The 23,516-nt window shown below is 71.0% G+C and carries 22 protein-coding genes; 5 read left to right on the top strand and 17 right to left on the bottom strand.

Annotated features, from left to right (window positions below; translation table 11 throughout):
• Positions 1-14: 14 nt before the first annotated feature.
• From ccoS to ccoN, 8 genes are all read right to left on the bottom strand, one after another.
• Entirely contained in the window at positions 15-203 is a 189-nt protein-coding gene (gene ccoS / locus WD341_RS09385; RefSeq protein ID WP_368425186.1) for a cbb3-type cytochrome oxidase assembly protein CcoS, read from the bottom strand.
• Positions 200-2,488 carry a heavy metal translocating P-type ATPase gene (locus WD341_RS09380; RefSeq protein ID WP_368425185.1) on the bottom strand — a complete coding sequence of 763 codons (2,289 nt, stop codon included), beginning with the start codon at positions 2,486-2,488 and terminating at the stop codon, positions 200-202. Before WD341_RS09380 ends, ccoS begins: the two co-directional genes overlap by 4 nt.
• Before the next feature lie 4 nt (positions 2,489-2,492).
• Positions 2,493-3,008: a FixH family protein gene (locus WD341_RS09375; RefSeq protein WP_368425184.1), complete on the bottom strand. Its 516-nt coding sequence runs from the start codon at positions 3,006-3,008 to the stop codon at positions 2,493-2,495.
• Entirely contained in the window at positions 3,005-4,537 is a 1,533-nt protein-coding gene (gene ccoG, locus WD341_RS09370) for a cytochrome c oxidase accessory protein CcoG (protein ID WP_368425183.1), read from the bottom strand. Before ccoG ends, WD341_RS09375 begins: the two co-directional genes overlap by 4 nt.
• Positions 4,538-4,668: 131 nt before the next feature.
• On the bottom strand, positions 4,669-5,541 hold the full coding sequence (ccoP, locus tag WD341_RS09365) for a cytochrome-c oxidase, cbb3-type subunit III (RefSeq protein ID WP_368425182.1): 873 nt from the start codon (positions 5,539-5,541) through the stop codon (positions 4,669-4,671).
• 1 nt (position 5,542) lies between these two features.
• On the bottom strand, positions 5,543-5,749 hold the full coding sequence (locus WD341_RS09360; RefSeq protein WP_368425181.1) for a cbb3-type cytochrome oxidase subunit 3: 207 nt from the start codon (positions 5,747-5,749) through the stop codon (positions 5,543-5,545).
• 8 nt (positions 5,750-5,757) lie between these two features.
• Positions 5,758-6,492, bottom strand: a complete 735-nt coding sequence (ccoO, locus tag WD341_RS09355; protein WP_368425180.1) for a cytochrome-c oxidase, cbb3-type subunit II — start codon at positions 6,490-6,492, stop codon at positions 5,758-5,760.
• A 12-nt stretch (positions 6,493-6,504) separates the two neighbouring features.
• The gene (ccoN, locus tag WD341_RS09350; protein WP_368425179.1) at positions 6,505-7,980 is read right to left on the bottom strand and encodes a cytochrome-c oxidase, cbb3-type subunit I; all 1,476 of its coding nucleotides are present in this window, start codon (positions 7,978-7,980) and stop codon (positions 6,505-6,507) included.
• 219 nt (positions 7,981-8,199) lie between these two features.
• Between ccoN and WD341_RS09345 the strand changes: the two genes are divergently transcribed.
• A complete protein-coding gene (locus WD341_RS09345; protein WP_368425178.1) occupies positions 8,200-9,003 on the top strand; it encodes a DUF2189 domain-containing protein in 804 nt (267 codons plus the stop codon).
• 9 nt (positions 9,004-9,012) lie between these two features.
• Here the strand turns inward: WD341_RS09345 and WD341_RS09340 are convergent, their stop codons facing one another.
• From WD341_RS09340 to WD341_RS09320, 5 genes are all read right to left on the bottom strand, one after another.
• Positions 9,013-10,284 (bottom strand): MFS transporter, encoded by a 1,272-nt coding sequence (locus WD341_RS09340; protein ID WP_368425177.1) that lies wholly within the window; start codon positions 10,282-10,284, stop codon positions 9,013-9,015.
• Between the two features lie 46 nt (positions 10,285-10,330).
• Positions 10,331-11,944, bottom strand: a complete 1,614-nt coding sequence (locus tag WD341_RS09335; RefSeq protein WP_368425176.1) for an AAA family ATPase — start codon at positions 11,942-11,944, stop codon at positions 10,331-10,333.
• Positions 11,944-13,059 (bottom strand): LPS export ABC transporter permease LptF, encoded by a 1,116-nt coding sequence (lptF, locus tag WD341_RS09330; protein ID WP_368425175.1) that lies wholly within the window; start codon positions 13,057-13,059, stop codon positions 11,944-11,946. Before lptF ends, WD341_RS09335 begins: the two co-directional genes overlap by 1 nt.
• 74 nt (positions 13,060-13,133) lie before the next feature.
• Positions 13,134-14,288 carry an acyloxyacyl hydrolase gene (locus tag WD341_RS09325; RefSeq protein ID WP_368425174.1) on the bottom strand — a complete coding sequence of 385 codons (1,155 nt, stop codon included), beginning with the start codon at positions 14,286-14,288 and terminating at the stop codon, positions 13,134-13,136.
• Between the two features lie 176 nt (positions 14,289-14,464).
• A complete protein-coding gene (locus WD341_RS09320; RefSeq protein WP_368425173.1) occupies positions 14,465-15,595 on the bottom strand; it encodes a type III PLP-dependent enzyme in 1,131 nt (376 codons plus the stop codon).
• A gap of 575 nt (positions 15,596-16,170) precedes the next feature.
• On the opposite strand from WD341_RS09320, the gene WD341_RS09315 reads away from it, so the two are divergent.
• The 3 genes from WD341_RS09315 to WD341_RS09305 all read left to right on the top strand — a co-directional run bounded on the left by WD341_RS09315 (position 16,171) and on the right by WD341_RS09305 (position 18,633).
• Complete coding sequence (locus WD341_RS09315; RefSeq protein ID WP_368425172.1) at positions 16,171-17,601, top strand: homospermidine synthase; 1,431 nt, start codon at positions 16,171-16,173, stop codon at positions 17,599-17,601.
• A gap of 82 nt (positions 17,602-17,683) precedes the next feature.
• Positions 17,684-18,112, top strand: coding sequence for a helix-turn-helix domain-containing protein (locus WD341_RS09310; RefSeq protein WP_368425171.1), 429 nt, complete (start codon positions 17,684-17,686; stop codon positions 18,110-18,112).
• Positions 18,113-18,114: 2 nt separating this feature from the next.
• Positions 18,115-18,633 carry a hypothetical protein gene (locus WD341_RS09305; RefSeq protein WP_368425170.1) on the top strand — a complete coding sequence of 173 codons (519 nt, stop codon included), beginning with the start codon at positions 18,115-18,117 and terminating at the stop codon, positions 18,631-18,633.
• On the opposite strand, the gene WD341_RS09300 is transcribed toward WD341_RS09305, so the two are convergent.
• Complete coding sequence (locus tag WD341_RS09300; RefSeq protein ID WP_368425169.1) at positions 18,542-19,267, bottom strand: hypothetical protein; 726 nt, start codon at positions 19,265-19,267, stop codon at positions 18,542-18,544. The two genes, WD341_RS09305 and WD341_RS09300, sit on opposite strands and share 92 nt — an antisense overlap.
• A gap of 457 nt (positions 19,268-19,724) precedes the next feature.
• Between WD341_RS09300 and WD341_RS09295 the strand changes: the two genes are divergently transcribed.
• Positions 19,725-20,936, top strand: a complete 1,212-nt coding sequence (locus WD341_RS09295) for an MFS transporter (RefSeq protein WP_368425168.1) — start codon at positions 19,725-19,727, stop codon at positions 20,934-20,936.
• A 178-nt stretch (positions 20,937-21,114) separates the two neighbouring features.
• Here WD341_RS09295 and WD341_RS09290 read toward each other — a convergent pair whose 3' ends face one another.
• The 3 genes from WD341_RS09290 to WD341_RS09280 form a co-directional block, all read right to left on the bottom strand.
• Positions 21,115-21,657, bottom strand: a complete 543-nt coding sequence (locus WD341_RS09290; protein ID WP_368425167.1) for a macro domain-containing protein — start codon at positions 21,655-21,657, stop codon at positions 21,115-21,117.
• Between the two features lie 252 nt (positions 21,658-21,909).
• Entirely contained in the window at positions 21,910-22,530 is a 621-nt protein-coding gene (locus WD341_RS09285; protein WP_368425166.1) for a hypothetical protein, read from the bottom strand.
• A gap of 95 nt (positions 22,531-22,625) precedes the next feature.
• On the bottom strand, positions 22,626-23,441 hold the full coding sequence (locus WD341_RS09280) for a TylF/MycF/NovP-related O-methyltransferase (RefSeq protein WP_368425165.1): 816 nt from the start codon (positions 23,439-23,441) through the stop codon (positions 22,626-22,628).
• Positions 23,442-23,516: the final 75 nt, after the last annotated feature.

Below are 23,516 nucleotides of genomic sequence, written 5' to 3'. Positions count from 1 at the left end.
GCGGTCGGCCGGGGTCAGCCGCCGGGGCGGGTATCCCGCTCGGGTGGCGCCTCTTGGGGCTCGTTCTCCTCGTCGTAGAGGATGCGCTCGGCGGCGCCGTCCAGGTCGTCGTACTGGCCGCTCTTCAGCGACCAGAGGAAGGCGGCGAGGCCGAGCAGGCCCAGGAACAGGGCGGCCGGGATCAGGTAGAGCAGGATGGTCAAGGCGCCGCCGCCGCGCGTGCGGCGCCGCGCCGGCCCAGGCCGAGCCGCAGGGCGTTGCCGATCACGGTCAGCGAGGAGGCGGACATGGCGACGGCGGCGATCAGCGGCGTCACGAAGCCGGCGACCGCGAGCGGCACGGCGAAGAGGTTGTAGAGCAGCGCCAGGGCGAAGTTCTGGCGCACCAGGGTTTCGGAGCGGCGCCCGACCTCGAGCAGCTCGAGCACCGGCGCCAGGCGGTCGCCCTGGAACACCGCGTCGGCCGCGGTCTGGCTGATGTCGATGGCGCTCGAGGGCGACAGCGAGACGCTCGCGGCGGCCAGGGCCGGCGCGTCGTTGAGGCCGTCGCCGACCATCAGCACCCGGCGTCCCTCCCGGGCCAGAGCCTCGAGCCGGGCGACCTTGTCGGCCGGCGTCATCCCGGACCGCGCCACGGCGATCCCGAGCCGCCCGGCGACGGCCGAGACGCTCGGCGCGCGGTCGCCGGACAGCAGCTCGACCGCGAGGCCGCGCCGCTTGAGGGCGGCCACGACTTCGCCGGCGTCGGCGCGCAGCCGGTCTTCGAAGCCGAAGCGCACCGGCGCCCGCCCGGGCCGCTGGAGCCAGAGCTCCGGTCCCAGCCTGTCGACGCCTTCCGCCGCGGTCTCGGGCAAGCCGAGCCAGCGGCGGCTGCCGAGGCGGAGGATTCCGGCCGGCCCCTGGCGCTCCAGGCCGCAGCCCGGGATCTCGATCACGCCCTCGGCGGCGGCGACGCCGGGGCAGGCGCGCGCCAGGGCGCGGGCCAGGGGATGCTTCGAATTCGCGGCCAGGGCGGCCGCCTCCTCGAGGGCCTGCTGGGGCAGCCCCTCCCGGTGCAGCTCCGGACGCCCCTCGGTCAGGGTCCCGGTCTTGTCGAAGACCACCGTGTCGACCCGGGCCAGGCGCTCCAGGGCGGTCGCCGACTTCAGCAGGATGCCGCGCCGCAGAAGACGGCCGCTGGCCATGACCTGGACCGCCGGCACGGCCAGGCCGAGCGCGCAGGGGCAGGTCACGATCAGCACGGCGACGGCGATCAGCAGCGCCGGCTGCCAGGCGAGGCCGCCGAGCAGCGTCCAGCCGAGGAAGGCGGCCAGCGCCGCCAGGTGGACCACCGGCGCGTAGATCCGCGACAGCCGGTCGGCGAGACCGACGTAGCGCGCCTTGCGCTGCTCGGCGCACTCCATCAGGCGCACGATCTCGGCGAGCAGGGTGCGCTCGCCGGTCGCCGTCACGCTCAGGCGCAGCGGCGCGCCGACGTTGATCGTGCCGGCGAAGATCCGGGTGCCGGGGCCGGCCGGCTGCAGCAGGGTCTCGCCGGTGATCAGCTGGCTGTCGATCTCGGAGCTGCCGGCGGCGACCTCGCCGTCGACGGCGATGCGCTCGCCGGCGGCGACCAGCACCGTGGCGCCCGGCTCGACCTGCTCGGGCGGCACCAGGGTCCGGCTGCCGTCGGCGCCGAGCAGGGTGACCGCCTGGGCGCCGAGGGCGAGCAGCCGCTCGGCCGCCGAGCGGGCACGGCCTCGCGCGCGGCGGTCGAGGTAGCGCCCGACCAGCAGGAAGAACAGCAGGGTGATGGCCGAATCGAAGTAGGCATGGGCGCCGCTGGTCGCGGTCTCGTGCAGGCTCATGCCGGCGGCGAGCAGGACGCCGAGCGAGATCGGCACGTCCATGTTGGTGCTGCGCGCCTTCAGCGCCGCCAGCGCCGAGCGGAAGAAGGGCCGGCCGGAATAGGCGATCGCCGGCAGCGCGATCAGCGCCGAGAACCAGTGCAGCAGGTCGCGGGTCGCCGAGCCGGTCTCCTCGCCGGCGCCCGACCAGACCGAGACCGAGAGTAGCATGACGTTGGCCGCGGCGAAGCCGGCGACCGACAGGCAGCGCAGCAGCTCGGTCTCGCTGCGCGCCTCCTCGGCGGTCAGCCGCGAGGGCTCGTAGGGCACGACCTTGTAGCCGAGCGCCTCGACGGCGCGCGCGATCTCCGCGGCGAAATGGCGCTCGCCACGCCAGGCGACGCTCAGGCGGCGGCTCGTCAAGTTGAGCCGCGCCTGCTCGACGCCGGGCAGGGCGTCGAGCGCGCGCTCGACCCGGCGCACGCAGCCGCCGCAGTGGATGCCCTCGACCAGGAGGTGCAGGCGCCAGGCGCCGTCCTCGGCGAGCTGCACGTAGGCCGCGGCGTCGATGCCGGGCGCCTCGGCCGCCGGCGTCGGCCGTGCCGACGGCGGGGCGGCGGGGCGGGCGATCGGGGTGGCTGGCCCCGTCTCGGTCAGGCTCATGGCGTCACTTCACGACCAGGCGCTGGACGGACTCGTGGCTGTCCGGCCCCCGGTGCACGACCAGGCGCAGGTCCCAGGGCCCGGGCGGCAGGGTCTCCAGGGTCGCGGCGTAGCGGCCCCGCTGCACGGCCTCGAAGGCGACCTCGCGGTCGAGCGCGGCGAGGGTCGGCCGCTCCAGCGTCGCCACGACGCGGTCGGCGGCGAAGGCCCGGCCCTCGCGGTCGGCGACCGCGAGCCGCAGGTCCAGCGCGCCGGGTCGCTCGCTCGCGCCGGCGACCTCGACCTGCCAGCCGAGCTGCTCTTGCGCCTCGGCGGCGGCCAGGGCCTTGTTGTATTCCATGCCGCGCCGGAAGTAGTTGTGCTCGACCAGCCCGGTCCAGCTGTCGAGGGCGACGGCCACCATGATGCCGTTGACCAGCAGCACGACCCCGAACATCCCGACGAAGGTCCAGGGAATCCAGCGCCCGTTGTCGAACAGGCGCCGGCGCAGGGAGGGCAGGGAAGTCTCGGTCGGGCTCATCGCTCGGGTCCCCTGAAGACGCTGTCGTAGACCACCGTCTCGCCGCGGCTCGGGTCGGTCAAGGTGAAGGTGACCGGCCGGCTCGGTTCGGTCACCTCGCTGCGCGGCGCGCGCACCTGGATGTCGTAGGTGGCGACGGAGTCAGGCTCGGCGACCAGCGGCACCCGCTGGCCGCCGGCCTGCTGGCCGAGCACCTCCATGGTGGCGCCGGGGATGCCCTCGAAGGTCAGCACGAAGGCGCGCGGCTCGCGCGTCTTGTTCAGGAGCTTGACCGTGTAGCCGTTGCGGATGTCGCCGTTCGACAGGGTCACGAACAGCGGGTTGCGCTCGTGCAGAACGTTGATGTCGAGGGTGTCGCGGAACAGCAGCTGGCCCAGCATGATCGCCGACACGCCCACCAGCAGCAGGGCGTAGAACAGCGTGCGGACGCGCAGCAGCTTGTAGCGCGGCTTCGGCTTGCCCTGCTCGGCGGCGATCTGGTTCGCCTCGGTGTCGTAGGCGATCAGGTTCGGCGGCCGGCCGATGCGCGCCATGACGTCGTTGCAGGCGTCGATGCACAGGGCGCAGTTGATGCATTCGAGCTGCTGGCCGTCGCGGATGTCGATGCCGGTCGGGCAGACCGCGACGCAGGCCTTGCAGTCGATGCAGTCGCCGCGTTGGGACCAGTCGTCGTTCTCGCCCTTCTTCAGCTTGCCGCGCGGCTCGCCGCGCCAGCGCTGGTAGGTGACGATCAGGGTGTCCTCGTCGAACATCGCGGCCTGGAAGCGCGGCCAGGGGCACATGTAGGTGCAGACCTGCTCGCGCGCCCAGCCGGCCAGCAGGTAGGTCGTCGCCGTGAACAGCCCGATGAACAGCCAGACGGTCTGGCTGGCCTCCAGGGTGGCGAGCTCGCGGACCAGGGTGGGGGCGTCCTTGAAATACATGATCCAGGCGCCGCCGGTGACCAGCGCGATCAGCAGCCAGACGCCGTGCTTGGCTGCCTTGCGGGCGACCTTGCCGGCCGAGAGCGGCTGGCGGTCGAGGCGCATGCGGGCGTTGCGGTCGCCCTCGATCAGGCGCTCGACCCACATGAAGAGGTCGGTCCAGACGGTCTGGGGGCAGGCGTAGCCGCACCAGACGCGGCCGGCGAGGGAGGTCACGAAGAACAGGCCGATCGACGCCAGGATCAGCAGACCGGTCAGGTAGTAGACCTCCTGCGGCCAGATCTCGATGAAGAAGAAGTAGGCGCGCCGCGCCGGCATGTCGATCAGTACGGCTTGGTCGGGCGCCCCGGGCCCGCGGTCCCAGCGGATCCAGGGTACCAGGTAGTAGATCGCCAGCAGGATGCCGAGCGCCGCCCACTTCAGGCGCCGGAAGGTGCCTCGGACCTGGCGCGGGTAGACCTTCACGCGGTCGGCGTAGAGCGACTGCCGCGGGGCGTCGACGCCGGCCGGCGCCTGCTCGGCCTCCTGGCGCTTCAGCGTGGCCTTCTGCTCGCGGACCGAGGCCACCTCGTCGGCTGTGATGTCGTCGGCCACCTGTTCGGCCATGCTCTGCGGGCCCTCGCCGTCAGCGATTCGGCCGCCGCCCGGAGGGGCGGCAGCGCGATGCCAGAGATGCGCCGCCCGGCCGCCTGCTGCATTGCGGTGGATCAAATCGGCCGGCGATGGTGGGAAGGGGGCTACTCGCCGCCGCCCAGCGAATGGACGTAGATGCTGAGCATCTTGATGGTGTTCTCGTCCAGGCGGCCGGACCAGGCCGGCATGACGCCGTGCTTCGGCCGGGCCACCTGGTCGATCACCTCGGCGCGCGTGCCGCCGTAGAGCCAGACGGCGTCGTTCAGCCGCGGCGCACCCAGGTCCTGGACACCCTCGCCCTGCTCGCCGTGGCAGGCGGCGCAGTTGTCGAGGAACAGGCTCGCTCCGGCCTCGAGATCGGCCTCGGTGCCTTCGCCGCCTCCCGACAGCGAGAGCACGTAGTCCGCGACCTGGCCGACCTCCTCGCGCGCCAGCATCTCGCCGAAGGCCGGCATCTCGGAGATCCGGGTGTCCGGGTCGTCGTTCCAGCGGATGCCGTGCTGCACCGTCGTGGAGATCGCGTCCAGCGTGCCGCCCCACAGCCAGACGTCGTCGGCCAGCACCGGGAAGCCGCCGGGATTGCCGGCGCCGCCGACGCCGTGGCACTGGGCGCAGTTCTCGTTGAAGACGGCCTGGCCGCCACGTCGCGCGAACTCGAACAGCCGGGCGTCGTCCGGGATCGCCGCCAGCTCGACCTCGCGCAGGCCGTCGAGGTAGTCCGCCCGGGCGGCCTCCGCCTCGGCCAGCTGCTCGCGGATCTGCTCGCGGCTCGACCATCCCAGAAGGCCGTTGGTCGCACCCGTGACGTAGGGGATCGCCGGGTAGAACACGTAGTAGACCAGCGACCAGGCGATCGTCGCGTAAAGCACCCAGAGCCACCACTTCGGCAGCGGCGTGTTGAGCTCCTTGATGCCGTCCCACTCGTGGCCCGTCGTCTCGGTGCCGGTGACGGCGTCCTTCTCGATCTTCGTCGGCATCTTACTCGGGCCTCCGGTCGTCCCGGGTTTCGTCCGGGGCCTGCGGCCCGGACGGCGGGAGCTCGTCGCGCAAGGGAATGTGGGCGTGGTCCTGCATGCGCCGCTTGCGCCTGCGGCTCGGCCAGTAGACCCACAGGACGATGCCCACGAAGATCGCCATCAGCCAGACGACCCAGAAGCTGCGCAGGAAGGATCCCAGCTCTTCCATGGTCGGGCCTACTGCTGGCGCAGGTCGTCGGGGCGGACGTCGGTGAAGTCGACCATCCGCCCGAGGATCTGCAGGTAGGCGATCAGCGCGTCCATCTCGCTCGGCGGGCCCGGCCGGCCGTCGAAGTCGCCGACCGCGGCCTTGGGGTAGCGCGCGAGCAGGCCCTCGTGGTCGGCGGCCGGGTCGGCCTGATCCCTGAGGTCGGCCGCTGCGTTCTCGATCGCCGTCTCGTCGTAGGGCACGCCGACGGCGCGGTTGGCCAGCAGGTGGTCGGCGATGTCCGAGTCGGAAACCGGCCGCTCGTAGAGGAAGGCGTAGGGGGGCATGATCGACTCCGGGACCACCGAGCGTGGGTCGGCCAGGTGCGCGGCGTGCCAGTCGTTTGAGTACTTGCCGCCGACCCGGGCAAGGTCCGGCCCGGTCCGCTTGGAGCCCCACTGGAAGGGGTGGTCGTACATCGATTCCGCGGCCAGGGAGTAGTGGCCGTAGCGCTCGGCCTCGTCGCGGAACGGCCGGATCTGCTGCGAGTGGCAGAGGTAGCAGCCCTCGCGGATGTAGATGTTTCGCCCGCTCAGCTCGAGCGGGCTGTAGGGCCGCACGCCCTTGACCCGCTCGATCGTGGTTTCGATGGTGAACAGCGGAACGATCTCGACCAAGCCGCCGATGGCGACGGTGATCAGGGTCAGCACCAGCATCAGGCTGACGTTCTTCTCGATCTTGTGGTGCTTGTCGAGCAGTGCCATGACGGGGCCCCCTTACTCGGCCGGCAGCCGGTGGGCGGCGGGCCCACGCAGCACGACCTTTTCGTCGCGGATCTCGCCCCGCGCGGTCCTGACGAGGTTGTAGACCATGATCAGCGCGCCGATCAGGAACAGGACCCCGCCGAGCGCCCGGATCACGTAGAAGGGATGCATCGCGGCCACGGTCTCGACGAAGGAGTACTGCAGGAAGCCGAGCTGGTCGTAGGACCGCCACATCAGGCCCTGCATGATGCCGCTGATCCACATCGAGGTGATGTAGAGCACGATCCCGAGGGTCGCGATCCAGAAGTGGTAGCTGACCAGCTTGATCGAGTAGAGCCTCGTGGCCCCCCACAGCTTCGGCACCAGGAAGTAGACCGCGCCGAAGGAGATGAAGGCGACCCAGCCGAGCGCGCCCGAATGCACGTGGCCGATGGTCCAGTCGGTGTAGTGGGACAGCGCGTTGACCGGCTTCACCGACATCAGCGGCCCCTCGAAGGTGCTCATGCCGTAGAAGGCGACGGAGGTCACCAGGAAGCGCAGGACCGGGTCGGTGCGCAGCTTGTCCCAGGCGCCCGACAGGGTCATCAGTCCGTTGATCATGCCGCCCCAGGACGGCATCCAGAGCATGACCGAGAAGGTCATGCCGAGCGTCTGCGCCCAGTCGGGCAGGGCGGTGTAGTGCAGGTGGTGCGGTCCGGCCCAGATGTAGAGGAAGATCAGCGACCAGAAGTGGATGATCGACAGTCGATAGGAATAGACCGGCCGCTCGGCCTGCTTCGGGATGAAGTAGTACATGATCCCGAGGAAGCCGGCGGTCAGGAAGAAGCCGACCGCGTTGTGGCCGTACCACCACTGGATCAGCGCATCCTGGACGCCGGCGAAGAGGCTGTAGCTCTTGGCGCCGGTCCAGGACACCGGAACCGCGAGGTTGTTGACGATGTGCAGCATCGCGATGGTCACGATGAAGGCCAGGTAGAACCAGTTGGCCACGTAGATGTGCGGCTCGCGGCGCTTCATTATCGTGCCGACGAAGACGACCAGGTAGGCGACCCAGACGATCGCCAGCCAGATGTCGACGTACCATTCCGGCTCCGCATACTCGCGGCTCTGGGTCACGCCGTTGATGTAGCCCCAGGCGGCCATGACCAGGAACAGCTGGTAGCCGAAGAACAGGAAGTAGCCGGCCTCCTCGCCGCCGAACAGTCGCGTCCGGCAGGTCCGCTGCACGACGTAGAGCGAGGTCGCGATCAGCGCGTTGCCGCCGAACCCGAAGATCACGCCCGAGGTGTGGACCGGCCGCAGGCGGCCGAAGGTCGTCCAGGCCTCGTTCAGGTTGAGCGCCGGGTAGGCGAGCTGGAAGGCGATGACGATGCCGACCAGGAAGCCGACGACGCCCCAGAACATGGTTGCGATCGTCAGCAGCCGGATCGGGCCGTCATCGTAGGGCGAGGCCGGATAGCGGCCCGCCACGACGGCGCTGTCGGACATGGTTCCCCTCTCTTCGTCGCAGCCGGACGCCCTCGCGCCGCGGCCCGCTGGCAGGAGAAAGCCGCAGGAGGAGCCTTCCCGACATTGATCTGCGTCAATGCCCGCCGCTTGCGTCCCGGGCTGTCTTGGCGCCAGGCTCGACCCGCCCGGCGCGCCGGGCCATCATAAGCCGGACCGGCAGGGCCGGAAAAGGGCAGGGCCGGAAAAGGGGAGGGAACGATGAGCGAGCAGGTGGCGGTGCTGTCCAGCGGCGTGCCGCGGATCAACCGGATCTCGGCCGACCAGCCCTGGACCTGGCTGGCCCGCGGCTGGGTCGACCTGCGGGCAGCCCCCGCGGTCGGCCTCGGCTACGGCGCGCTCTTCGCGCTGGTCGGCTTCCTGGTGCTGGCGCTGATGGCGGCCTGGGACCTCTTCGAGCTGTTCCTGCCGCTTGCCGGCGGCTTCCTGCTGGTCGCGCCGGTGCTCGCCGTCGGTCTCTACGAGACCAGCCGGCGGCTCCAGGCCGGCGAGCCCTGCTCAATGCGACTGGCACTGACCGCCTGGCAGCGCAACCTCGGCCAGGTGGCGCTGCTCGGCGTGGTGCTGCTGCTCTTCTTCATCGCCTGGATGCGCCTCGCCTCGCTGATCTTCATGCTGTTCTTCGCCTACGACCCGCCCTCGCCGAGCGGCTTCCTCGAGCACGTCTTCCTGCGCTGGGAGTCGATCCCCTTCCTGCTGGTCGGCGGCGGCATCGGCGCCCTGCTGGCGACGCTGGTCTTCGCCATCGCCGCGATCTCGGCGCCGATGCTGCTCGACCGCGACGTCAACGTCGTGGTGGCGATCGCGACCAGCGTCGAGGCGGTGCGCCGCAACCCCTTCCCGATGTTCGTCTGGGCCTGCCTGATCGTGCTGTTCATCGGCGCCGGCCTGGCGACCTTCTACCTCGGCCTGATCGTCACCCTGCCGATCGTCGGCCACGCGACCTGGCACGCCTATCGCGACCTGGTCGCGGCGCCGGAGCCGGCCGAGCCGCGGGAACTGTAGGCGGACCGCTCAGCGGTCCTCGCCGCGCGTGTCGAGGGCCAGGGCGATCTGGGGCGTGCAGGGCAGCAGTGGCGTGGTCGTGGACTCGGCTGGGCCCTGCCAGCGGCGCAGCAGCGCCACCGCCATCAGTGCCGTGAGCAGCGCCGCCGCGTGGAGGAACAGGCCGCCGGGGCCGAGCCAGCGCATCTCGAGGCTGGCGAGGATCGGCCCTAGGGCGGCCCCGAGTCCGTTCAGCAGCACAAGGCCTTGCGCCGCCGCCAGGGTCTCCTCTGCCCGCAGGCGGTCGTTGGCGTGGGCGACGCAGAGCGTGTAGAGCGGGATGCCGAAGCCGCCGAACAGGAAGCCGAGCGTTAGCAAGGCGGGCAGGCCGGCCTGCTCGGCGAGCGCCAGGCCCGTCCCGGCAAGGGCGGCGCCGAGGCAGGCGCCGGCGATCACCAGGCGGCGCGGATGCCGGTCGGACAGCCAGCCGAGCGGCCACTGCAGAACCAGCGCGCCGAGTAGCACCACGGCCATGAAGGCGGATATGCCGGCGGTGTCGAGGCCGACGTCCTGGGCGAATCTCGGCCCCATTCCCCAGAAGGCGCCGAGCGCCAGGCCGGAGGTCATGGCGCCCAGCGTGCCCAGCGGCGAGGTGTTCAGGAGCCGACGCAGCTTGAGCGGCGCCTGGCCCGCGATCGTCGGCGGCCGGCTCGGCAGCAGCGTGATCGGGACCAGGGCGAAAGAGACCAGCACCGAGGCGACGAGGAACAGCACGATGCCCTCCGTCGGCGCCAGGTTGAGGGCGCCCTGGCCCAGCGCCCAGACGCCCATGGTGACCATACCGTAGAGCGCGAGCAGGCGCCCGCGCGTCGCCCGCACCGCATGGGCGTTGAGCCAGCTCTCCGTGACCAGGATCATGCCGGCGTAGGCGAAGCCGGTCACGGCGCGCAGCAGGATCCACGCCGGTGCGTCAAGGAGCAGCAGGTGCATCAGCGGAACGGCCGAGGCGATCGAGGCGAAGCCGGCGAAGGCCCGGATGTGACCGGCCGAGCCGACCACGCGCGGCAAAAGCAGGGAGCCGAGCGCGTAGCCGGCGAAATAGGCCGACATCATCGCGCCGATCGTCTCGCCGCGGAATCCCTCCTGGCCGGCGCGCACGACCAGGAGCGTGCCCTGCAGCCCGTTGCCGAGCACCAGCAGGCTGACGCTGATCAGCAGCGTCGCCACGGGGCCGATCACGAGTCCCGATCGGTTCTCGGCGTCGCTCCCCACCCGCCGTCGCGATCCCGCAGCCTCGCCCATGCCCTCTCCCCCGGGACCGGCGCCCGCCCGAGCGCCTCGACTGGGATCAGACGCCGTCGGGCGGGCCGATGTCGAGCAGCTCTCGGGCTGCCGCGGCGACGGCGGCGCCGTCGCCGGTGGCGCTGAGGCGCGGCCACTCGATCTGGCCGAGGTCGAGCGCGAGTTGGCGCTCGACGACGGTCGGCGTCGCGTCCGAGACGTCGCGCCCGCGCCGCGCCGCGCGCTGCTTGAGCAGCTCGTCCGGCGCCTCGAGCCAGATGGCTTCAAGCGGCAGGCCGAGATCGGCGGCGATCTCGCGGACGTCGTGACGCTCCCCGGGACGGGCGAAGACGGCATCGACCACCACCGGCCAGCCCGCGACCAGGGCCATGCGCGCCTCGGCGAGCAGCAGCTCGTAGACCTGCCGGTTGACGTCGCGGCCGTAGGCCTGCTCCGGCAGCCTTTCCTCGGGGGCGACGCCGAACAGCCGCTTGCGCAGCAGGTCGCTGCGCAGGTGCAGGGCGCCGAGCGGCCCGGCGAGGAGCGGCGCCAGGCTGCGCGCCAGGGTCGACTTGCCGCTGCCGGAGAGGCCGCCGACGACGATCAGCCGCGGCCGCGAGGGCTCGAGGTAGCGCTCGGCGGCGGCCAGGTAGGCGAGCGCCTGCGCTTCACCCGCCGCGCGCTCCCGCTCGCTGCGCTGCGCCGCCAGCCCGAGGGCCGTCACCTTGGCGCGGACGGCAGCGCGGATCGACAGCAGGACCGGCAGGGCGCGCAGGGAGGCGCTCTGGCCGCTGCGCCCGAAATAGCGGGCGCAGGCCGCCGAGGCGAGGTCGCGCAGTCCGCGGACGTCGAGGTCCATCAGCAGGAAGGCGAAGTCGTAGAGCAGGTCGACGTTGGCGATCTCCTCGCTGAACTCGATGCAGTCGAACAGCGTCGGCTCGCCGCGCCAAAGCACGATGTTGGCCAGGTGCAGGTCGCCGTGGCAGCGGCGGACCAGGCCGCCGGCACGCCGCGAGTCGAGGATCGCGGCGACCTCGGCGACCGCCTCGGCGGCGGCGGCGCTGTAGCGCGCGATCCGCTCGGCCGGCAGGATCTCGCCGAGGTCCGCGCAATCCGCCACGTTCTCGGCCACGACGCGGCGCAGGTAGGCGGCGCCGCCGAAGGGCTTGCCCAAGCGCTCCGCGAACTGGTGGAAGGCCATCACGCCGTCGACCAGCCGCTCGACCAGCGGTCGGTCCAGGCCGCCGCTCTCGGCCAGGCGGTCGAAGCGGTCCTCCTGGTCGAAGCGGCGCATCACCAGCACCCACTCGACGGCCTGCTGCTGCCCGGCCTCTTCCTGACGCTCGGCCTCGGCCTCGCCGAAGCACAGGGTGCCCGTCTCGTCGAGCAGCAGCGGCACGACCGCGAGATAGAGCTCCGGCGCGGTCCGGCGGTTGAGCTCGAGCTCGCGGCAGAGGGCGGCGCGGCGCGCCTCGAGGGTGGTGAAGTCGAGGAAGGAATAGGCGACCGGCCGCTTCAGCTTGTAGGCGCGCTCGCCGGCGAGGAAGACGGTCGCGACGTGGGTGTCGATCCGCTCGACCGCCGCGCCGTCCAGGCCATAGCTCGCCGGCTCGGCGAGGAAGGCCTCAATGGCCGCGCGGTCGCAGGAGGTGCCCGGGCCCTCGGCCGGCGAAGCGGTCATCAGGCGGCCACGGCGGCGCGGTTCCGCCGTCGCGGGCGCTGGTAGAGGAAGGCCAGGGCGATGAGCGTCACCACGACCGGCGGCAGGTAGATCAGCCCGGCGATCTCGGGCGTGCGCTCGGCGAAGTCCTGGAGCGTGAGCTGCAGGCCCTCGAGTCCGCCGACCGCAATCACCGCCGCGGCCAAGCGCCGCGGCCGGCCGCGGCGGTCGAACTCGCCGCCCAGCATCGCCGCGAGGCCGATCGCGACGAAGGCGATGGTGTAGAGCGGCACCACCATGCGCTGGTGGAACTCCGCCATCAGCTGGGGGCGGTAGCGCGTGTCCTCCTCGACCTCCGGAGGCCCGAGCAGCTCGCCGAGATAGCGCTCCGGCGGCTCGCGCCAGCGCCAGGGTATCTGGTCGGCGCCGGTCATCGAGCCGAGCTCGACCGAGTAGCGGTCGAACTCCAGCATCGACAGGCGTCCCTTGGTGGCGTCGAACTCCTGGCGGTTGCCCTCGCCCATCACCACCATGGTCCCTTCGGGCGCCTTCACCAGCGCGCCGCGCTTGGCCATGATCGTCACCGGCTGTCCGCTCTCGCGCTGGTCGTGGACCAGGATGCCGAGGAGCTCGCCGTTGTCGAGGCGCTCGCGCACGTAGACCGTCAGGCCGTCCTCGATCTCGTTGAACACGCCGTCCTGCACCAGCACCGTCGAGAGGTCGTTGCGCAGCTCGAACTGCAGGTCCTTGAAGGCGCGGAAGGAGGCCGGCTGCAGGTAGATCGTCATGCCGTAGCCGACGATGACGCAGATACCGCACAGGAAGACGGCGGCGCGCGCCAGCTGGCCCTGGCTGAGGCCGGCCGCCCGCAGCACGACCAACTCCCGGTCTCCGACCATCTTGTTGTAGACGAAGAGCACCGCGACGAAGGCCGCGATCGGCACCACGACGCCCAGGAAGGACGGCATCAGCAGGGCGGCGAACAGCAGGAACTTGTCGGCCGGCAGGCCGCGGTTGACGATGTAGTCGAAGAGCCGCAGCGACTGGGTCAGCCAGATCGCGAAGGTCAGGGCGATGGTCACCGCGATGGTCGTCCAGCCGAGCTGGCCGAAGATGTAGCGATCCAGGCTGCGCATGGCCGGCAGACTAGACCAGAACCGGGGCGCCTGGGAACGCCGTCCGTGCGGCCCGCCGCCGCACCCGTTCTGGGCTAGAAGCGGTAGCCGTACCGGATGCCGGCGGTGTCGAGGCCGTCGTTCTCCTCGCAGATGTCGCCGTTGGACATGTGCGAGTAGAAGGCCTGGAGCGAATGGTGCTCGTAGCGCACGCCGACCCCCGCGGAGACGCGCGACAGCACGGGGCAGCCGTAACCCTTCTTGTCGGCCGTCTGGCCGGTCAGGTTGCCGTCGTGGAAGGCCGGGCCCCACTGGGCCTCGAGGTAGAGCCAGGGTGTGACGTTCCACTCCCAGGTCAGGCCGAGATAGACGACGTTGATCTCGCCCTCGGTGTGGATGGTGCCGCCGATCGTCGGGCGCGGCGAGAACATGAAGTCGAGGAAGGCGGGCGAGGTGAAGAGGATCTCGCCGTTGATGTCTAGGCCGTCCTCTTTCTTGCCGCTCCACAGGCCGGCGTCGTGCTCCAGCACGCCGAAGCGCAGCTCCGACAACCAGCCGCCGTAGCCCTCCTGGGGATCCGGCTCCCACTGGGCGACCTGCGGCTGCTCGTGGCGGGCGGCGTAGAGCTCGTCGAAGGTGCCGGCGGGCGCCTGCGGCCGCCCACCAGCCATGGAACCGGCGGCCATGGAACCGGCGGCCATGGTACCCGCGGGCGTGGCCGGCGGCGGCTCGACGGCGATCGGCTGGGCGGCGATTGGCTGGGCGGCGGGCTCCGCCCGGCGCGGTTGCGCGGCCGGGACCGGCTGGCTGCGTGCCGGCTGTTCGGCGCGTAGCGGCGCGGCGGGTGGCGCGCTCGCGGCGCCGCCCAGCGTCTGGACGCCGCCGCCCGAGACGATCACGGTCGGGCTGTCGGGCTGCTGATAGCGCCCCTGCGCCGGCTGCTCGGGGAATGGGTCGCCCGCCTGCGGAGAATAGGGCGAGCCGTAGGAGGGCTGCACGTAGGAGGCGGTGCCGTAGGCCGGCTGTCCATAGGGCGCGGCGTAGCCCTGGCCATAGGGCGAGGCGTAGCCCTGGGGGTAGCGGTTGGCCGGCGCGTAGGGGTTGGCCTGCGGGAGGACCTGCGGCTGGGCGTAGCCCTGGGGATAGGGCTGCTGGGCGTAGGGCGCGGGGTAGCCGCTCTGGGCGAGGGCCGCGCCGCTGCCCAGGATGCTCAGCGCGGCGGTGGCCGCCATGAGGAAACGCATCGACATCGACATTCCCACCCGATCTACCCCACCCGATCTGCCAGCCGCCCGGCCTGATCCCTCGGGCCGGTCCGACCGCCTTAGCACGCGGCCGGCCGCGATGCCAGCGCCTCGGGCTTGGTGGTGGGCGGGCCAGGAAAGGCGCGATCCGGGGGCGCCGCTGCGCCCTCGGACCTGCCGGCTCAGATGCAGTAGCTGGCGAGCGGCGGGAAGCCGTTGAAGCCGACCGAGGCGTAGGTCGTGGTGTAGGCACCGGTCGAGAGCAGCCGAACGCGGTCGCCGACCGCCAGGTCGAGGGGCAGCTCGTAGCCCGCCTTGTCGTAGAGGATGTCGGCGGAATCGCAGCTCGGCCCCGCCAGTACCACCGGCCCGGCCGCGCCGCCGTCGCGCGGCGTCAGGATCGGGTAGCGGATCGCCTCGCCCTCGGTCTCGGCGAGCCCGGAGAAGCGGCCGATGTCCAGGTAGACCCAGCGCTTGTCTTCGGCATAGGACTTGCGGGCGACCAGCACGACCTCGGCCTCGATGACGCCGGCCTCGCCGACCATGTAGCGGCCGGGCTCGACGATGGTCGCCGGGACGTGGTTGCCGAACTGCCGTGCCAGCGCCTCGGCGATGCGCGCCCCGTAGGCGTCGATGCCGCCGATCTCTTCGCGGTAGCGGGTCGGGAAGCCGCCGCCCAGGTTGACCAGCTTCAGCTCGATGCCGGCCTCCTGCAGGCTGGCGAAGACCATCTTCGCCGCGCCCAGGGCGACGTCCCACTGCTCGGTGTCGGTCTGCTGCGAGCCGACGTGGAAGGAGACGCCGTAAGGCTCCAGGCCGCGCTCGCGGGCGCGCACCAGCAGGTCCGCGGCCATCTCGGGCGCGCAGCCGAACTTGCGCGAGAGCGGCCACTCGGCGCCCTGGGTCTCGACCAGGATGCGGCAGAAGACGCGGCTGCCCGGCGCCGCTTCGGCGAGCTTCTCGAGCTCGGCCTCGCTGTCGAAGGCGTAGAGGCTGACGCCTTGGGAGTGCGCCCAGGCGATGTCGGCCTGCTTCTTGATGGTGTTGCCGAAGGAGATCCGCTCCGGACCCGCGCCGGTCGCCAGCACCATCCGGATCTCCTGGGCGGAGGCCGTGTCGAAGCAGGAGCCGAGACGCTCCAGCAGCGCCAGGATCTCGGGCGCCGGATTGGCCTTGACGGCGTAGTAGATCGAGGCCGAGGGCAGCGCCGCGGCGAGCGAGCGGTAGCGCTCCTCGACGACGTCGAGGTCGAGCACTAGGCAGGGCGTGGCGGGACGCTGCTCCGCGAGGAAGCGGGCGATCTTCGGGGTCATCGGCGGAGGCTCCTGGGGGCCGGCGGGAATCCGTTCACGGAAATTCCCGAAAGGGAGTCGTGGTCTCGAGCAGCGAGGGAAGAAGCTGGGCGTCAGCCCCTCGTACTGCTCGACGGCACGTCCCGGCCGAGTAGCATCCAATAGTCCCAGCGCAGCGAGGGCGCCGAGGTCGCGTCGCGTGTCGCCAGGAAAAAGTAGTGTGGGAGAGCCGCAAGCGGCCTGCGTGTCGTCATTGCACCGTCTCCGTACCGGCTTCGCCCTGGGGCTTGGGCCGGCGGCCAAATCAACGAGATCCGCTGGGACGTCGTTGCGTGGCCGTTCGGGACGACCAGAGGCACGTGCGCATTTGCGTCGGAAGCGGAATATGGAGCTTTCGGCCGCCGGCGCAAGTGAAAATTTCAAGGCGGGCGGAGCCGGGAAAGCGAGGCCCGTTAAGGGTTTGGCGACACCTTCCACGACCGTCTTCGCGGCTTTGCGGTTGCGCCTCCGGGCCCTTTTCTCTATGCGGCGCGGCGCAGCGGCCGCTGGCCGGAATCCGCGCCCGCCCGGGGCCCAAGCAGGAGCGTCGAAAGCCGATGGCCGAGCCGAAGAAGTATCTCGCCTTCTCCCGCCGCCTCGTCATGGTCGGCTTCGGCTCGATCGGCCAGGGCGTGCTGCCGCTGATCCTGCGCCATCTCGAGATCGCGCCAGACCGGATCGAGATCCTGTCGCCGGACGAATCGGGCCGCCCGGTCGCCGAGGAGTACGGCGTCCTCTTCCGCGCGGTGGCGCTGACGCCTGACAACTACCGCGCCGAGCTGGAGCCACGCCTCGGGCCCGGCGACTTCCTGCTCAACCTGTCGGTCGACGTCTCCTCGATCGTCCTCTTCAGCTTCGCCGCCGAGCGCGGCGCGCTCTACCTCGACACCTGCATCGAGCCCTGGCCGGGCGGCTACACCGACGCCTCGGTGCCGGCCGCCCAGCGCACCAACTATGCCCTGCGCGAGCAGGCCCTGGCCGCCGGCCGGGCGCTGGGGCCCGGCGCGCCGACCGCGGTGCTGACCCACGGCGCCAACCCCGGCATGGTCAGCCACTTCGTCAAGCAGGCGCTGCTCGACATCGCCCGCGATACCGGCGCCGAGGCCGCGCCGCCCGTCGACCGCGCCGGCTGGGCCGCCCTGTCGCGCCGCCTGGGTGTCAAGGTGATCCATGTCGCCGAGCGCGACACCCAGGTGCCGACGACGCCGAAGCGGCCGGGCGAGTTCGTCAACACCTGGTCGGTCGAGGGCTTCTTTTCCGAGGGCTGCCAGCCGGCGGAGCTCGGCTGGGGCAGCCACGAGAAGGCCCTGCCGCCCGACGGCCGCCGCCACGAGTCGGGCTCCGACGCCGCGATCTACCTGCTGCGCCCCGGCGCCTCGACCCGCGTGCGCACCTGGACGCCGCTGGCCGGCCCGATCGACGCCTTCCTGATCACCCACAACGAGTCGATCTCCCTGGCCGACTACCTGACGGTGCGCGAGCCGGGCGGCTCCGGCGCGCTCTACCGGCCGACCGTTCACTACGCCTACCACCCCTGCGACGCTGCGGTGCTGTCGGTCCACGAGCTGAGCGGCCGGCAGTGGCAGATGCAGGAGAGCAAGCGCCTGATCGTCGAGGAGGTCCAGCCGGGCGGCATCGACGAACTCGGCGTGCTGCTCTGCGGCCACGCGCGCAACGCCTACTGGTACGGCTCGCGGCTGTCGGTCGACGAGGCGCGGGCCCTGGCGCCCCACAACAACGCGACCTCGCTGCAGGTCACGATCCCGGTGCTCGCCGGACTGATCTGGGCCTGCGAGAACCCGGCGCGCGGCCTGGTCGAGCCCGAGGAGCTGGACCACGAGCGGATCCTGGAGATCTGCCGGCCCTACCTCGGCCCGGTCGTCGGCGTCTACGGCGACTGGACCCCGCTCGATCGCCGCGAGACCCTCTTCGCCGAGGATCTCGACCGCGAGGATCCCTGGCAGTTCAAGAACGTCCGGATCGTCTGACAGGCCGCCGCGCGGGCCCGCTCGAGGGACCTGCTCGACCAAAACGACTCGACGTCAAGGCCCAAAGTGGCAATCCTGTGGCATGACCGACCGGAACGCGCGGCCCGGAAACCGGCCGCAGGAAACCCTGAACGGCCGTCTGCGCCGCGCCCGCGGCGGGCTGGCACGGGCCAAGGCGGCGACGGCCCTGGGCCTGACGGAGGAGGCGCTGCAGCGCGTCGAGGCCGGCATCGCCGAGCCGACCGTGCGCCAGCTCCGCGAGGCGGCTGAGCTCTACGGCGTCTCGGTCCACTGGCTGCTGTTCGGCGAGGGCGTGCCGGATCCGGTCCTGGCGCACCTCGGCGCCGACGTCGCCGCGCTGCTGCGCCAGTTCATGCGCGACCGCTTCGGCGCCTCGGCGGCCGAGCAGCTGACGCCTGAAGAGCTGCGCGAAGTCAACGACCAGGCCGACCGCCTGCAGGCGCTGGTCGGCCGTCTCGGCGGCTCCGGCGCGCGCGAGGTCGAAGGCTAGCGATGTCGCGTCCGGGCGCCGCCCTCGAGATCGAGGACCTGACCGTCGAGCGGCTCGCCGCGGCTTCGGAGGTCTTCGCCCAGGCCCTGGCCTGGCATGGAGCCTGCCTGGGGCAGGCGGCCGAGTCGGCCGAGGGCTTCGAGGCGCTGCTGCCCGACCTCCAGCTCTTCGCCCCGGCCAGCGAGGGCGCGCCCTACCTGCACTGCGGCCTGCGCACCACGACGGCCCTGATCTACGGCCGCGAGGTCGCCCTGGCCGTCGCCGGCCGCCGCACGCTGCCCGGCGAGCCCTCGGCCCTGGCGCTCTCGGCGGTCTACGGGGAGGCCGCGGCGGCGGGACGGCCGATCGCCCAGCACGTCCGCCTCGCACTGACGCTCGACGATATGACGCACCTCGTCGCCTACCACCGCCTGGTGCTGCCGCTCAGCCTCAGCCTCGGGCCGGCCGTGGGTGTGGTGACTCGCTTCGCCCACGGTCCAGGCCGACCAGCCGGACCAGCTCGTCCGCCTCGACCCAATTGATCCAGTCGTCGCTGTAGAGCCAGCTCGGCGCCAGGCGCCAGAGCTCGCCGAGCGGCTGGGCGTGGTGGTAGCCCTCGCGCAGGGGGTAGCCGCGGCGGGTGTCGTGCTCGCTGGCGACGCCGAGGATGGCGTCCGGCCGCCACTCGATCAGCGCCAGGCAGAGCGCGAGCTCGCCGAGCGGGCCCGCCAGGTTGCGCCCGCGCCAGCTCTCGGCGAGCCAGGCCTCGCCGTGCCAGACCAGGCGGCCGCGCAGGCGGTGGAGGATCGGCGCGCAGTCGAGCGGGCCCGGCAGCCGCTCGGCGGTCTCGGGGAAGAGCCGGCGCAGCTGGCTCTCCAGCAGCTCGGCCGCCGTCGCGCCGGCGAGATCCTCGTGGCGCATGGCCTGCTGGTGCACCCGCCGGCCCTCGAGGTCGGCGGTCTCGATCCAGAAGGCCCGGCCGGCCAGCAGGTCGAAGCCGGCGGCGCCGAACAGGCGTCCCGCCGGCTGCCCGCCGGCCTCTCCCGGCCGCTGCAGCGCGGCGAAGTCGCGGCGCACGCGCACGGTCAGGCCCAGCGCCTCGGCATCCTGCCGGCGCCGCTCGACGAAGGCGGCCGCGGCCAGGGGATCGAACTGCAGGGCGGGCTGCGCGCTCACGGAAGGTAGGCTCCCAGGGGTTGGCGCCAGCAAAGCCGAAAGCCCCGAGTCCCCTCAAACGCTAAACGGCGGCGTCACCACCCACGCGGCGGCGCCAAAGCTGCGCGCACACGGCCAGGGTGCGCGTAGGCAATCTGATCGCAGGTGAGGCCGCGAATCGGCCACGAAGGAAGCTCCCGCCCGGATGCGGCGCTCGCGACCGCCTCGCAGGGGCAAGGCTATCCGACGAGTGAGTCCAAGGACCCAGCCATGCCCGGACGGATGATGTCGGTGCGGCACCGAGGTGCTATCGAGCGACTCATCGCCTAGCTGCCGAGCCTGTCGCTTCCGCCTCGCACCTGTCTCGGCAGCTTCGGTCAGCGCCGGCAGAGACCGCCCGCCGCTGGCGTGTGGCGTTGGCCTTGCCGCCCCGTCCTGGCGGGCCTGCGCGCTGTCGGCAACAAGGAGAGAGAAAGGGATGCAAGCGCGCCGTCCGGCGCCGGCCGGACCGGTCGTGGCTGCTTTCCTGATGACGCTTTCATCGGCTTTTGGCCAGACCTACTTCATTGCCCTTTTCGCGCCGTGGCTGAAGGCGGAACTCGGACTGACCGACGGAACCTTCGGCGGCCTGTACACCCTCGCCAATGTGGCGAGCGCTGCCGTGCTGATCTGGGCGGGTGGCCTGGCCGATCGTTTCCGGATCCGCTGGCTGGCGGTTGTCGTGCTGCTCGGCCTCGCCGTCTGTTGCGCGGCTATGGCGAGCAACACGTCCGTCATCCTGCTCCTGCCCATCCTCTTCGGCTTGCGCCTCTTCGGCCAGGGCTCCTTGGGGCATCTTTCGATGACCGGCGTCGGGCGCTGGTATGAGCGCAGGCGCGGGAGGATGATGTCCCTGGCGGTGCTGGGGCTTCCCGCGAGCGAGGCTGCGCTACCGATCGTCGCCGTAGCCTTGATCGGGACTCTCGGGTGGCGTCCGACGTGGCTGGTGGCGGCTGCCGCGCTGTGCCTGGTGTCGGTACCGCTTGTGTTGGTGTTTCTTCGCAACGAGCCACCCACGCAGAGGATATCCCGGAACTTCGCTACGGAACGGCGCCATGGCCAATGGACGCGTGCGGAGGTGCTACGCAGGCCAGAGTTCTTCCTGCTGCTGTCTGGTGTGATCGCGCCTTCCTTTGTGATGACCGCAGTCTTTTTTCACCAGGTCTATCTGGTCGAGGTGAAGGGCTGGACGCTCGACTGGTTCGTCAGCTGGTTTCCCGCCTTCGCTGGCGTCAGCGTTCTGGCGGCGCTTCTGACTGGCGCGATCATCGACCGTCTCGACGCGAGGCGGCTCCTGCCCCTGTTTCTGCTTCCGATGGCTGGAGGCGTGCTCGTGCTCTGCCTGTTCGACTCTCGATACGCCGTGCCGGCCTTCATGGTCCTCGGCGCGATCACCAACGGCAGCGCGAAGACGCTGCTTGGCGCAATCTGGGCGGAGCTCTTCGGCACAAGACATCTCGGTGCCATTCGCTCCCTCGCGTTCGGGGTCCAGGTCTTCGCCTCTGCCTTGGCGCCAGGCCTGATTGGGGTCCTGCTCGATCTAGGGGTGAGCCTGGAGCTCCAGTACCTGGCGATGTCGATTTATGCGACCGCCGCTTCGCTCACCCTCTGGCTGCTCCTACCGAGCCTGTACCGGCTGTCGCCTTCCTGAGCACTCGGTGGCGCACTTCGAGTGCCGATACGCAAGGCGACCGTTGCGGCCTCGAAGGGCGGTCCTTTGCCACCCAGGCCGCAACGAGGCGGACAGTCCGGACGCGGCGCCTGACGGGGCCGCTACGGGCCCTGCTTCAGAAGCGTTTTGCCTCTCGGCGCGCGCTCCAATGGCGCGCTCAGGTTCGGTCATGGAGTTCTTCCAGGATGCGCCCGTGAAGCATAGCGTCCTGGGCACTATAGAGGACGAAGCGGACGTGCCTGGCAGTCGTCAGGTGCTGCAGTTCGTCCAGGACCGTCGAGAGCGCGATGCGTGCCGCAGGCTCTACGGGGTAGCCGAAAGCGCCAGTCGAGATTGCGGGAAAGGCGACAGAGCGGATCCGTCGCAGCTCGACCAGGTGCAGCGCGTTGCGGTAGCAGGCGGCCAGTAGCACGTCTTCCGGCTGGTCCCGGCCGTAGACAGGCCCCAGGCAGTGGATCACGTGGCGATTCGGGAGGCGGTGGGCACTGGTGATCACCGCTTGCCCGGGCCGGATCGGCGCAAGGGGACGGCATTCTTCCTCAAGGCCCGGGCCAGCTGCGGCGTGCAGCGCGCCCGCGACGCCGCCGCCGATCCGCAGCTCGGCATTAGCGGCGTTGACGACGGCTTCCATATCCGGCTGGTCCGCAATGTCGCCCTCCACGCATTCGATGAAGACGCCACGGCGATTGCGCATGGTCATGATGTCCTGCCTCCTCTAGGGCCCGGAGACGGACAGCCGCGGGTGCAGCCCGCGCGTCCTCCTCCGCCGCCTCCTGCTCAAGCCTTAGTTCCTCGCCGAGTTCCGGAGGGGGAGCGTCGCGGATCTCCTCGCTCCCGGGAGGAGCGCGCCGAGCCAGCAGGTGCTGCTGGATCGCCCGCCCCACCGTCTCCGAGCTGTCGAGCGCGGCCCTCGAGCCGCCGAGTGGTCGGTCCTTCCGTGTCGGATCCTCGCTCATCGCAGCGCGCGTGCCTCGCCCTGACCCAGGCCGCGCAGAGGCGCGACGATCTCCGGCCGGAGGCGGAGGATCTGCGGGGATCCGGGCCGGATCCTCGACACTCGCGCAAAGGACAGCACCGGCGCCAACAGCCGGTCGAGCCCCTCCGGGTCGGGCGCGAAGTCGAGGAGGGCGCCCAGCCTCCTGCCCAGCCGCGCGGCTTCCGTCGTCACGGCGGGCTCCGACCGGCCCAGCCGAAGCGCCAACTCAGGCAAGGTCGCCGACACCTCGGGCAGCCGGCAGAGGAGAAGCAGCAGCGCCATCGACTGCTCGGGCACATCCGCGCGCAGGACCTGGAGCGCCTCGTCGTACTCCGCTTCGCTGGGGACTTCTCCGCTCCGTTCGGATCTCAGGTGCTCGAAACGCCTGTCGAGCGTCCCTTTGAGAGCCTCCAGGGCTTCGGTCACGTTCCCGGCACGCACCGTCTCGATCTTGCGCATCCCCAGGTACGCGATCGCGACGCCCGTTTCGGCCTGGTAGCCGGCAATAACTCGGTAGCGGCGGTGGGTCACGTCGATCCGTCCCTGCGTGGCCGCCTCCTTCTCCTTCGTAGCCAATCTGTTCTTGTCCGAATGCAAGTCATTCCCTCCCCGAAAGGGCCCGGCGTCTAGCAGGAGGCCCTCGTGCTGATTGGTGGCTGCCGGCGCGGCAGCACCGGGCGTGGTAGGCGCCGTCAGGTCGGCGCCCGCGATCTTGTGAGCGCGGCGGTTCCGGACTTGTCGGGAATGCGCACGAGCCCCTCCGGCTTGTCCGCGAGGAATTCGTCCACGGCCGAAGTTACGCCCGGCCATAAGCCGCTGTGATAGTCGTGGAGTATCAGGATGCCGCCCCGGACGAGGCGCGGGTAGAAGAACTCCAGTCCCGCTTTCGTCGGCGCGTAGAGGTCAGCATCCAGGTGCACCAACGCGAAGCGCTCGCTCTCCGGCACTTGTGCCGCCGTCTCCGGAAACACGCCTTGGCAATAGTGAATGTCCGGCGCGGCCCCGACGAAGTCCCGCACCTCTGCCAAGCTTGCTGCGAGGCCGCCTGCCTCAGCCGAGGAAGGGTCGTCGCGCGCGTGCTCGAGCGGGAAGCCCTCGAAGGTGTCGAACAACCAGAGTGGCCGATCTGGCGCAAGGTGGTTGAGAATCTTGGCCGAACAGCCCTTGTAGACGCCGAGTTCGGCGAAAGATCCCGGCAGGTTGCTGCTCTGTAGCGCTTCGACGGTCGCGATCAGGAAGTAGAGGCGTGCATAGTCACCGCGATTGTTGGCCGTCGCGCCCTGCTCCCAGAAGGCCTGGTATCGCAATATCTCCGCGAACCGACGGGCGTAACGGTCCGGCCGGTACTGCACATAGCCGCGCCTGCTAAGCCGGTTCAGCAGCGGCATGATGGCGTAGGCCAAGCCGTGATTCGCCACTTTGCGGAAGGGCTTCGAGAGGCGCGAAACCCCGGCAGCCGCTGAATGCAGAACCTCCGCGTTAGCGAGCTCGGCGAGCTCGGCGGCCATGATTGGTGTTACCACTCCCACCTCTTCCGCCTCCTGTTCACTTTCTGATATTCACTATCGTGGGCTGGCGGAGAG

It is taken from the genome of Tistlia sp. (genome assembly GCF_040905785.1).
In the GTDB taxonomy this organism is placed as follows: Bacteria; Pseudomonadota; Alphaproteobacteria; order Kiloniellales; family DSM-21159; genus Tistlia.
This window is presented reverse-complemented; position numbering and strand designations above follow the sequence as displayed.